The sequence below is a fragment of the Roseovarius sp. MMSF_3281 genome (genome assembly GCF_030733685.1).
Lineage (GTDB): Bacteria > Pseudomonadota > Alphaproteobacteria > Rhodobacterales > Rhodobacteraceae > Roseovarius.
This window is the reverse complement of record NZ_JASHIM010000046.1, coordinates 1-10,146: the sequence shown is the minus strand read 5'-3', so window position 1 is coordinate 10,146 and position 10,146 is coordinate 1. Positions and strand designations below refer to the sequence as shown.

Below are 10,146 nucleotides of genomic sequence, written 5' to 3'. Positions count from 1 at the left end.
ATCCCCACCCCTATCGCGCCCTCCCGTATCGCGCCCATCCGCATCGTGATCGTGGACGACCACCCGATGGTCACCGAAGGCATCCAATCCATCCTCGAAAGCTATGAGGATATCGAGGTGCTGGCCTGCCTTTCGGACGGGCAGGAGATTATCGACCGGGTCGAAGGGCTGGCCCCCGACGTGATCCTTCTGGATTTGAACATGCCCGGCGTGGGCGGGCTTTCGACCACGGAAATGGTGCTGGAAAAACGCCCCGGCACACGGATCCTGATCCTGTCGATGCATGACAGCCCGGAATACATCAATTCCGCCCTCAGCCACGGGGCCCTGGGCTATGTCCTCAAGGATGTGCCCACCGACGAGATCAAGCGTGCCATCGATGCGGTGATGGCCGGGGAACGCTACCTGTGCACCGGGGCCAAGGGTTCGCTTGCGCCGCTTGCGGGCGCGGGCCGCGAACAACTGACCAACCGCGAGCAGACGATCCTGTTGCAACTGGCGCAGGGCAAATCGAACAAGGAAGTGGCGCAGGCGCTGGATATCTCGGTGCGCACGGTGGAAACCCACCGCAAGAACATCAAGCGCAAGCTGGGCATTTCCTCGACCGCCGGGTTGACCCGCTATGCCTTGGAACACGGGGTCTTGCAGGGGACGGGCGTAAGTCTGTAACCGACGCCGATGGCACCTGACCAAAAAGCGCGGCTGCGCCGCACAGTTTTGTTTGAATGAGGGGCGCTGCCCCTCAAACACCCCGGGGTATTCGCGCCAAGAAAAAGCACATGGCATCGGCGCCTTCCACCGCGGGCGATATCGCCAAACCGCGCAATAAATGCAAAGATCGCGCCCGCAGCGCGACACTTTTTTCACAAAAGCCTGTTGACGCCCCTTGTCCCCGCTCATAATGTTCCGCGGACGCACACCAAGGAGTCGGCCTTATGGCATCGCTAGTGGTAATTGTAGGAAAATGGCGCATGGGCCGGTAACGGACACCATAATGGTACCCCATGCGCCCCCGGATCGTCGGGGGCTTTTTTATGTGCAAACAATGTAATGACGTCATGAACGGAGCAAGCAAATGACACGTCAGATGACCGGAGCGAAAATGGTGGTTCAGGCTTTGAAGGATCAAGGCGTGGACGTCGTGTTCGGATACCCTGGCGGGGCTGTCCTACCGATTTATGACGAGATTTTTCAGCAAAACGATATCCGGCACGTCTTGGTCCGCCACGAACAGGGCGCCGTGCATGCCGCCGAAGGCTATGCGCGGTCGACCGGCAAACCGGGCGTGGCGCTTGTCACCTCGGGCCCCGGAGCGACCAACGCGGTGACGGGCCTCACCGATGCGCTGATGGATTCGATTCCGATTGTCGTTTTGTCGGGCCAGGTGCCGACCTTCATGATCGGCAACGACGCCTTTCAAGAGGCCGATACCGTGGGCATCACCCGCCCCTGCACCAAGCATAACTGGCTGGTTTCCGATACCAAGTCGCTGGCCGATACCGTGCACCAGGCCTTTCACGTGGCCACCAGCGGGCGGCCCGGGCCGGTCCTGGTGGACCTGCCCAAGGACGTGCAGTTCGCCAGCGCCGAGTACACCGCCCCGCGCGAGGCCAAGACCAGCCATTACCAGCCGCAGGTCAAGGGCGACATGGACGAGATCACCGAATTGGTCGAGGCCCTGGAAACCGCCAAGCGCCCGATCTTTTATACCGGTGGCGGCGTGATCAATTCCGGCCCTGCCGCAAGCCAGCTTTTGCGCGAACTGGTCGAGGCCACGGGCATTCCCATCACCTCGACCCTGATGGGCCTTGGCGCCTACCCCGCCTCGGGCAAGAAGTGGCTGGGCATGCTGGGCATGCACGGGCTTTACGAGGCCAACATGGCGATGCACGACTGCGACCTGATGATCAATATCGGCGCGCGGTTCGACGACCGGATCACCGGCCGCGTCGATGCCTTCAGCCCGAAATCGACCAAGGTGCATATCGACATTGACCCCTCGTCGATCAACAAGGTGATCAAGACCGATATCCCGATCATCGGCGATATCGCCCATGTCCTGGAAGACGTTTTGAAAATCTGGAAATCGCGGGGCCGCAAGGTGAACCGCGAGGGGCTGCAGAAATGGTGGGCGCAGATCGAGGATTGGAAAAAGGTCAACTGCCTGGCCTTCACCCAGACCGGCAAGACGATCAAACCGCAATACGCGCTGCAGCGGCTTGAGGAACTGACCAAGGGGCATGATCGCTATGTCTGTACCGAGGTGGGCCAACACCAGATGTGGGCGGCGCAATACCTTGGGTTCGAAGACCCCAACCGCTGGATGACATCCGGGGGTCTTGGCACCATGGGCTATGGTTTCCCGGCCTCGGTGGGCGTGCAGATGGCCCACCCCGAAAGCCTTGTGATCAATGTCGCGGGCGAGGCCAGCTGGCTGATGAACATGCAGGAGATGGGCACCGCGGTGCAATACCGCCTGCCCGTCAAGCAATTCATCCTCAACAACGAGCGCCTTGGCATGGTGCGCCAGTGGCAGGAGTTGCTGCATGGTGAGCGCTATTCGTCGAGCTGGTCCGAGGCCCTGCCCGATTTCGTCAAGCTGGCCGAGGCCTTCGGGGCCAAGGGCATCCTGTGCAGCGATCCCGCCGATCTGGACGATGCGATCATGGAGATGATCAATCACGACGGGCCGGTGATCTTCGACTGCCTTGTCGAGAAGCACGAGAACTGTTTCCCGATGATCCCGAGCGGCGAGCCGCACAACAAGATGTTGCTGGGCGAGGCCTCGACCAAGGACGCGATCAAGGAAGGCGGCGCGGTGCTGGTGTAGCAACCGTTTTCTTTCGAAAGAAAACGGGCCGGAATTTTTGAAAGTTCCGGCCCCGGCCACCGCAAGAAAAGGAAAGTTTGAAATGTCAGCCCTAAAGATCAAGAAAGGCTCGTCCAAGCATTCGGCCTATAACCTACGGCCCAATTTCTCGGATGTCAGCGAAACCCATACCCTTGCCGTGATCGTCGATAACGAACCCGGTGCGCTGGCGCGTGTGATCGGGCTTTTCTCGGGGCGTGGCTATAACATCGACAGCCTGACCGTGGCCGAGGTGGACCATACCGGCCACACCAGCCGGATCACCATCGTCACCACCGGCACGCCGCAGGTGATCGAACAGATCAAGGCGCAACTGGGCCGCATCGTGCCGGTGCACGAGGTGCACGACCTGACGGTCGATGGCAAATCGGTGGAACGGGAACTGGCGCTTTTGAAGGTCGAAGGCGAGGGCGACAAGCGGGTCGAGGCGCTGCGGCTGGCGGATATCTTCCGCGCCAACGCCGTGGACAGCACCCTTGGCAGCTTCGTGTTCGAAATTACCGGCACCCCGGACAAGATCGACGCCTTCGCCGAGTTGATGCGCCCCCTGGGCCTGACCGAGATTGCCCGCACCGGCGTGGCCGCCCTGTCGCGCGGGGTCTGACCGCCTGCGCGCGGCGGGCCGGATACCGGATCAGCCGGTCGAGGTTTTGCGATTTGTCGCCGCCTGAACGGCAGCGCCCCCCGGGGTCAGCGGGATGATCTTGGAAGACGGTGCATCGCCCGCCTGTGGCATCGGCGTGCCGTGCCCGGTGCCGGCGCGGCGCAGATCGCTGGCCAGGCTTGGGTATTGTTCGCTGGCCACGACGCGCGGATTGCTGACAATGCGCATCCGCTTGCCTTCGCTGACCTCGAAACGCACCAGATCGCCCGGTTCAAGGCCTGGCCCACCTGCGGGTAACCCCCCATCGAAGTAAGCCAGATCACCGTGATCCTCGCACCAGATCACGGCACGGTTCCGCGAGTGATCGCTCCAAAGAACGACTCCGTACATCATCCCCAAAACGCCTTCCCCTTGCGTTCTTTCCTTTACGTAAGCAGTGTCCTGACACGGATGCGAAAAGTGTAGCCTTATTTTCGCATCTGGGCCCATTATTTTGTGTCAGCTGTGGCACGATCTGACGCTAATACGCGTCATGGATTTGTGGCCATTCCAAAAATTCAGCGATATGAAGTGCAAGCGCACAGACATTAACCCAAAAGAGATTTCCGACAATGCCCAGCCCCTCGCTCTCCTCGCGCCCGCAACCGGAGCAAGACCCTGCCAAGTTACGCAGCATGTTCGGGCGCAACCTTCAGATCCTGAGCGCCGCCTACCCCTCGGTGGCGGGCCTGTGCCGCGAGTTGGGGATCAATCGCACCCAGTTCAATCGCTACCTGTCGGGCGAAAGCTTTCCGCGCCCCGATGTCCTGCATCGCATCTGCCGGTTCTTCGGCGTCGATGCCCGTATCCTGCTGGAACCGGTGGAGGCCCTGGCCCCTTCGGCGCAAGACCTGCTGAACCACCCCGAGTTGGAGGGATTCTTCGGCGCCGAGCCCCTGGATATCCCCGAAGTCAATTTTCCCGACGGGTTCTACCGCTTTGTCCGGCGCAGTTTCCTGGACCATACGCAGCTTGTGCTTGGGCTTGTCTTCGTCAAGCGGCGCGATGGCTATACCTTCCTGCGCAGCTATGAACCACGCCGGGCGATGCGCGGTCAGGGCCTGTCGGTGGCGCCGCGCGACCGAGAATTTCGCGGCCTTTTCCTGCGCCAGCAGGAGGGGGTCATTGCCCTGGCCAGCCACCGCGACACGCTGTCTTGTTCATTCAATTTCCTGAGCCGCCAATCCTCGTTCCGGCCCAATATCTGGGAAGGCTATGCCACGCGCAGTATCCGCGAAAGCGTCTCGGGGCAGCGCGCCACGCGGATGGTCTATGAACACCTTGGCCGCTTTTCGGGGCAGGTAATGGCCACCGCCCGCGACGCGGGGCTTGTCAGCCCCGACTCGGTACCTGAATACCATCTGCGCCTCTTGCGCATGGACCAAGAATTCCGCTGAACCTGTCGCCTTGAGGAAACTCAGGTCGTGAATCGTCGGTTTCACAGCGCGAATTTCTGTTGACTGGTTGGCATACCAACAAACAGGAGTTTCCGATGACGCACCCCGTCACAGACCTGTCGAACGTGCGCAACAGCGTTGAAAAGGCCAATGGCCTGCCCAACGCGCATTATATCGACGAGGGCATTTTCCAAGAGGAAAAGCAGGCGCTATTGTTCTCGCAATGGGCCGGTCTGGCCGTCGCCGCCGATGTGCCGGAAAACGGCGATGCCGTGCCGCTGGAATTCCTGGGCATGCCGCTGTTGCTGATCCGCGACAAGGACGGCCAGGTGCGGGTGTTCCAGAACATCTGCCGCCATCGTGGCATGATCCTTGTGGAAGAGCCACGCAAGATCGAAGGCGCCATTCGCTGCCCCTATCATTCGTGGTGCTATTCGACCAAGGGCAACCTTGTGTCCACCCCGCATGTGGGCGGCCCCGGCCATAACACCCACGAGGCGATCAACCGCAACGACCTTGGCCTGATCGAAGTGCGCAGCCATATCTGGCGCGATGTCGTCTGGATCAACCTGTCGGGCGATGCCCCCGCCTTCGAAGAGGCCATGGCCGACATCATGGAACGCTGGAGCGAGTTCGAACTGCCCCTCTATCACGGCGGCCACGACAGCCGCTTCGAGCTGGAGGTGCAAACCAACTGGAAACTCGCGGTCGAGAACTACTGCGAAAGCTACCACCTGCCCTGGGTGCATCCGGGGTTGAACAGCTATTCCAAGCTGGAAGATCACTACAACATCGAAAAGCCGGGCGAATACTCGGGCCAGGGCACCATGGTTTACCGCCAGCTGACCAATGAAAACGGCGAGAAATTCCCCGATTTCGAGGACGTCGGCGCCAAGTGGAACGAACAGGCCGAATATATCGCCGTTTACCCCAACGTCCTGCTGGGCACCCACCGCGACCATGCCTTCGCCATCATCCTTGAACCCAAGGGGCCGGAAAAGACCGTGGAACATATCCACCTCTATTACGCGGTCCCCAACAGCGACGAGGGCCTGCGCATGCGCAACACCCAGCTTTGGAAAACCGTGTTCGAGGAAGACATCTTCGTGGTGCAGGGCATGCAGCGGGGCCGCCACGCCACCAACTTCGACGGGGGCCGCTTCAGCCCCGCCATGGATGGCGCGACCCACTGCTTCCACGACTGGGTGGCCGGCAAGATCGAAACCCACCGCGCAAAAGCGAGGGCCGCAGAATGAAAGATCTCGATACCCGGATGATCACCGCCCACGAGGCCAACGACCGCATGGCGCTGATCAAGCTTTATGCCGAGGCCGCCAATGGTGCGAACGATCTTGATGCGTCCTGTTTCTACCTGACGCATGCCTATGTCTTCGCGCTTGAGGCCGGGGCCCCACAGGCCAAGGACCTGCACGCCCGGCTGGTCAAACACGGGCGCGAGGCGTAACAGGCGGCCAAGGCTTTTCGAAAAGCCTTGGTCACGCAAATTCGAATTTGCGTTGCAAGCGCCTTTTAAGGCGCTTTAAGCAAGGCGTTTTGAAACGCCTTCGCATCCAAATCACAACTTCCGCGCCACCACGAACCGGCGCGGCGGGGTCTTGGCCGGGTAATCCCCTGTCTCGATAATCTCGAACCCCGCCCGCCGGATCGCCGCCTCCAGAACCTCGGGGCTGAAAAACGCCACGCCGCCGGGGGCTTTTCCCAGCATCCGCAGCACTGGCAGCACCGGGCGCAGGTACCACATGGCACCCAGGCACGGGGTTTTCGAGATGAACAGCCCGCCGGGTTTCAGCATCGCCGCCACCTCCCCCAAGGTCCGGTCCAGCTCCTCGACCAGGTGCAGAAAGCTGAAGGCCATGACAACGTCATACGCCCCGGTGGCAAGGCGGGTGTCATCGCTGCGCGCCTGGACGATCTCGATGGTGTCCATCCCCTGTGCCACGGCCTTCTCCCGCGCAATCCGCACCATCTCGGCCGAGGCATCCGTGGCCAGCATCCGCGCCACCCTGGGGGCCAGGGTCAGGGTCGTCGTGGCCGTGCCACAGCCGATTTCGACCACGTGATCACTGGACGTCAAATGGGCCGCCACCCGCTCAAGCGTCTGGTCATAGGCCGCTTGATTGCCGATGGGCATCGCCGCATAGCGCGTGGCGATCTTGTCCCAGAATGTCGTGTCGGATGGCATGGGCTGGCTCCTTTGATGCACCCTACCCGCTGGAGGTATCAAACGTCACGCGCCCCCATGACTGCGCTCTGCGCACAGCCCCAAGGGTTCAGGCCTGGCAGGTGGGGGTGCAAGAATAACTGGAAACGCTTTAGCCGCCCGGCTTATGGCACACCGCCTCGATGTTGTTGCCATCCGGGTCCAGCACGAAGGCCCCGTAATACTCGGGGTGGTACTGCGGGCGCAGCCCCGGCGCGCCGTTGTCCCGGCCCCCTGCCGCAAGCGCCGCCGCGTGAAAGGCCTCGACCTCGGCGCGGTTGTCGACGCTGAAGGCCACGTGCAGGGGCGGCACCTGTGCCGCCCCCTCCCCCAACCAGAAGATCGGCCGCTCTTTGCCATAGCCGCCCACTTTCACCCCGTCGGTGAACTCCTCGGGCACCATGGCCAACAGGCGCATGCCCAAGGGCGCAAGCGCCCGATCGTAAAAGGCCTTGGCCGCCGCGAAATCCGAAACGCTCAAACCGATATGATCAATCATTCAAAACCCCGTCCGTCGCGGGCCCCGGTGCGTCCGCCCCCGCCTTGCAAATCAACCGGTACAAATGCCATGTCGCATGGCCCAGAAGCGGCAGCACGATGAACAACCCCAGAAACCCCGGCAGCATCGCCACGAAGGTCGAGACCGCGATAAAGCCCGCCCATGCCAGCATGGGCACCGGGTTACCTGTCACCACCTGAAAGCTGGTGATCATGGCGGTCACGAAATCCACCTCGCGATCCAGCAACAGCGGCAGGGCAACGACCGTGATATTGTAAAGCAAAACCGCGAACCCGGCCCCCACCAGGGTGCCAAAGCCCAGCATGCTCAGCCCCTCGCGCGTCAGGTACACCTCGTAGCTGCTGGAAATATTGGTCATCGTCGAAAACCCAAGGAACAGGGCAAAAATCATATGCGCCAAGAAAAACCAGAACAGGAACAAGATGATGATCACCGCGCAGATCGAGGGCAACTGCCGCTTGCCCTGGTGGAACACCACCCCGAAAACCTCGTTGCGCTCAAGCGGAAGGCCCATTTGCAAGCGGTGGCTGACCTCGTAGAAACCCACCGCCGCGAAGGGGCCGATCAACGGGAAGCTGACGGCGGCGAATATAAGCCAATAGGTCTGCCCGGTGACCCATGTCACATAGGCCATGATCCACCCCACGGCGACATAGACCCCGGCAAAGACCACGGCAAAGCCCGGCGCGCGCGCCATGTCGGCCCAACCCCGGCGCAGGGCCACGCCCAGCATGGTAAAATCGACCGCGCCCATATCCGGCACGCCAAGCGGCTTTTCTGGCTGCATCTTTCGTCCTCCCGTCGGGGTCAGACTAGCCAATGTGCCGCAGCACACAAAGATACAAATCTAAAGCGTTTCGCAAAAAACCTGAATCACAGATTTTCGCGAAACGCAGTGCTCGGCTCAATCGTTGCACGCGTTCCGCCTTTCGCTGATGCTTCAGGTTAAAGGCGGAACGCTTTAATTCAGGTTATGGCAGGCCGCCGGCCGGGCCAATCGGTGGCCGCGTGATAGGCCTGCGCCAGCCGCAAAAGCGCCCCGTCGCCGCCCCGCGGACCAATCAGTTGCAGCCCCATCGGCAGGCCGTTTTCCCCGAAGCCCGCGGGCATGGCGATGGCCGGAAGGCCCGCAAGGCTTGCCGGCACGACAACCTCCATCCAGCGGTGATAGGTCTCCATCGCCTGCCCCGCCACCTCCTTGGGCCAGTCCCACTCCACCGGAAAGGGCCAGACCTGCGCCGTGGGCAGGGCCAGCGCATCGTATGTCTCGAACAACCCCGCCGCCACGCGGAACCATTCCGAGCGTATTTCGCTGGCGCGATGCACCTCAAGGGCGCTCAGGCTGCGCCCCTGCTCAATCTCCCAGACCGCCTCGGGCTTCAACAGGTCGCGCGTCTCCGGCGCCTCCAGAAGCGGGGCGAACTTCGCCGCCACGGCCCAATTGCGCAGGGTTTTCCAGCTTTGCCACATGAGATCGCGGTCGAAGGGCGGCGCCAATGGCTCCACCACGGCGCCCTGCGCCTCCAACACGCTCAAAGCCGCCTCGCACAGCGGCGCGATGCCCTCCTCGTAGGGAAAACCGCCGCCCCAATCGCCCAGCCACGCGATCCGCGCGCCCTTGGCGCCGCCGCTCAGCGTCAGGTCAGGCACCGCGCTGCCATGGGGCTGCCGCGCCTCCGGCCCGCCCATGACATCCAACAGCAGCGCCAGATCCCCCGGGCTGCGCGCCATCGGCCCGTTGGTGGCCATCGGGTGCAGGAAACTTTCGCCCTCCGGCGTGGCGGGCACCAGCCCCCATGTGGGCCGGTGGCCATAGACATTGCACCACCCCGCCGGGTTGCGCAGGCTGCCCATCATGTCCGACCCGTCGGCAATCGACAGCATCCCGGCAGCCAGGGCCACCGCCGCCCCGCCCGACGACCCGCCACAGGATCGCGTGGTGTCATAGGGGTTGCAGGTCGCCCCGTGCACCGGGTTGTAGGTATGGCTGCCAAGGCCGAACTCGGGCGTATTGGTCTTGCCGATGACGATGGCCCCCGCCGCCCGCAGGCGGGCCACATGCAGGCTGTCGCGCGCCGCCACCTGCCCGGCAAAGGCCGCAGATCCGTGGCTGGTGGGCAGGCCCTTGGCATCGGCCAGGTCCTTGATGGCAATCGGCAACCCGTGCAGCGGCCCTTCGGGCGCGCGATTGTCCGCCGCCCTGGCCTCGGCCAACAGCACCCCTTCATCCCGCAAGGACACCACCGCGTTCAGCCCCGGGTTCACCTCCGCGACCCGCGCCAATGTCGCGCGCATCAGGTCTTCGGCGCTCAGCTTTCCCTCGGCGATGGCCTGCGCCTGCACCCGGGCCGCCCATGTCAAAACATCATCCATGCCATCTTGCCGACAGCCTCGCACCGCCGGCCCTTCTTCTTTTCACAAATATCCAGTCTGTCGCTGACGTGTAAGTATGTTTGCGGGCGGGAGCTCGTAAGTATCCGGATGCTCTGATTGCTC

The 10,146-nt window shown here is 62.4% G+C and carries 11 protein-coding genes; 6 read left to right on the top strand and 5 right to left on the bottom strand.

The window, feature by feature from the left end:
• Nucleotides 1-27: 27 nt before the first annotated feature.
• From RBB32_RS21030 to ilvN, 3 genes are all read left to right on the top strand, one after another.
• On the top strand, nucleotides 28-669 hold the full coding sequence (locus RBB32_RS21030; protein ID WP_306155690.1) for a response regulator transcription factor: 642 nt from the start codon (nucleotides 28-30) through the stop codon (nucleotides 667-669).
• Nucleotides 670-1,075: 406 nt separating this feature from the next.
• Complete coding sequence (locus RBB32_RS21025) at nucleotides 1,076-2,830, top strand: acetolactate synthase 3 large subunit (RefSeq protein WP_306155688.1); 1,755 nt, start codon at nucleotides 1,076-1,078, stop codon at nucleotides 2,828-2,830.
• An 82-nt stretch (nucleotides 2,831-2,912) separates the two neighbouring features.
• A complete protein-coding gene (gene ilvN / locus RBB32_RS21020; RefSeq protein WP_306155686.1) occupies nucleotides 2,913-3,473 on the top strand; it encodes an acetolactate synthase small subunit in 561 nt (186 codons plus the stop codon).
• A gap of 30 nt (nucleotides 3,474-3,503) precedes the next feature.
• On the opposite strand, the gene RBB32_RS21015 is transcribed toward ilvN, so the two are convergent.
• Nucleotides 3,504-3,863 (bottom strand): hypothetical protein, encoded by a 360-nt coding sequence (locus RBB32_RS21015; protein ID WP_306155684.1) that lies wholly within the window; start codon nucleotides 3,861-3,863, stop codon nucleotides 3,504-3,506.
• Nucleotides 3,864-4,084: 221 nt separating this feature from the next.
• Here RBB32_RS21015 and RBB32_RS21010 point away from each other — a divergent pair, with 221 nt between their 5' ends.
• The 3 genes from RBB32_RS21010 to RBB32_RS21000 all read left to right on the top strand — a co-directional run bounded on the left by RBB32_RS21010 (nucleotide 4,085) and on the right by RBB32_RS21000 (nucleotide 6,374).
• Complete coding sequence (locus RBB32_RS21010; protein ID WP_306155683.1) at nucleotides 4,085-4,909, top strand: helix-turn-helix domain-containing protein; 825 nt, start codon at nucleotides 4,085-4,087, stop codon at nucleotides 4,907-4,909.
• A gap of 95 nt (nucleotides 4,910-5,004) precedes the next feature.
• Entirely contained in the window at nucleotides 5,005-6,165 is a 1,161-nt protein-coding gene (locus RBB32_RS21005) for an aromatic ring-hydroxylating dioxygenase subunit alpha (RefSeq protein WP_306155681.1), read from the top strand.
• The gene (locus RBB32_RS21000) at nucleotides 6,162-6,374 is read left to right on the top strand and encodes a hypothetical protein (RefSeq protein ID WP_306155679.1); all 213 of its coding nucleotides are present in this window, start codon (nucleotides 6,162-6,164) and stop codon (nucleotides 6,372-6,374) included. The genes RBB32_RS21005 and RBB32_RS21000 overlap by 4 nt, the downstream gene beginning before the upstream one ends.
• 111 nt (nucleotides 6,375-6,485) lie before the next feature.
• Here RBB32_RS21000 and RBB32_RS20995 read toward each other — a convergent pair whose 3' ends face one another.
• The 4 genes from RBB32_RS20995 to RBB32_RS20980 all read right to left on the bottom strand — a co-directional run bounded on the left by RBB32_RS20995 (nucleotide 6,486) and on the right by RBB32_RS20980 (nucleotide 10,023).
• Complete coding sequence (locus RBB32_RS20995; RefSeq protein WP_306155677.1) at nucleotides 6,486-7,112, bottom strand: class I SAM-dependent methyltransferase; 627 nt, start codon at nucleotides 7,110-7,112, stop codon at nucleotides 6,486-6,488.
• Nucleotides 7,113-7,242: 130 nt separating this feature from the next.
• A complete protein-coding gene (locus RBB32_RS20990) occupies nucleotides 7,243-7,629 on the bottom strand; it encodes a VOC family protein (protein ID WP_306155674.1) in 387 nt (128 codons plus the stop codon).
• A complete protein-coding gene (locus RBB32_RS20985; RefSeq protein WP_306155672.1) occupies nucleotides 7,622-8,437 on the bottom strand; it encodes a DUF2189 domain-containing protein in 816 nt (271 codons plus the stop codon). Before RBB32_RS20985 ends, RBB32_RS20990 begins: the two co-directional genes overlap by 8 nt.
• A 179-nt stretch (nucleotides 8,438-8,616) precedes the next feature.
• Nucleotides 8,617-10,023, bottom strand: coding sequence for an amidase (locus RBB32_RS20980; RefSeq protein WP_306155671.1), 1,407 nt, complete (start codon nucleotides 10,021-10,023; stop codon nucleotides 8,617-8,619).
• Nucleotides 10,024-10,146 lie beyond the last annotated feature (123 nt).

Coding starts and splice junctions, on each gene's coding strand:
- RBB32_RS21025 (WP_306155688.1), top strand. CDS start 1,076: ATGACACGTCAGATGACCGGAGCGAAAATGGTGGTTCAGGCTTTGAAG.
- ilvN (WP_306155686.1), top strand. CDS start 2,913: ATGTCAGCCCTAAAGATCAAGAAAGGCTCGTCCAAGCATTCGGCCTAT.
- RBB32_RS21015 (WP_306155684.1), bottom strand. CDS start 3,863: ATGTACGGAGTCGTTCTTTGGAGCGATCACTCGCGGAACCGTGCCGTG.
- RBB32_RS21010 (WP_306155683.1), top strand. CDS start 4,085: ATGCCCAGCCCCTCGCTCTCCTCGCGCCCGCAACCGGAGCAAGACCCT.
- RBB32_RS21005 (WP_306155681.1), top strand. CDS start 5,005: ATGACGCACCCCGTCACAGACCTGTCGAACGTGCGCAACAGCGTTGAA.
- RBB32_RS21000 (WP_306155679.1), top strand. CDS start 6,162: ATGAAAGATCTCGATACCCGGATGATCACCGCCCACGAGGCCAACGAC.
- RBB32_RS20995 (WP_306155677.1), bottom strand. CDS start 7,112: ATGCCATCCGACACGACATTCTGGGACAAGATCGCCACGCGCTATGCG.
- RBB32_RS20990 (WP_306155674.1), bottom strand. CDS start 7,629: ATGATTGATCATATCGGTTTGAGCGTTTCGGATTTCGCGGCGGCCAAG.
- RBB32_RS20985 (WP_306155672.1), bottom strand. CDS start 8,437: ATGCAGCCAGAAAAGCCGCTTGGCGTGCCGGATATGGGCGCGGTCGAT.
- RBB32_RS20980 (WP_306155671.1), bottom strand. CDS start 10,023: ATGGATGATGTTTTGACATGGGCGGCCCGGGTGCAGGCGCAGGCCATC.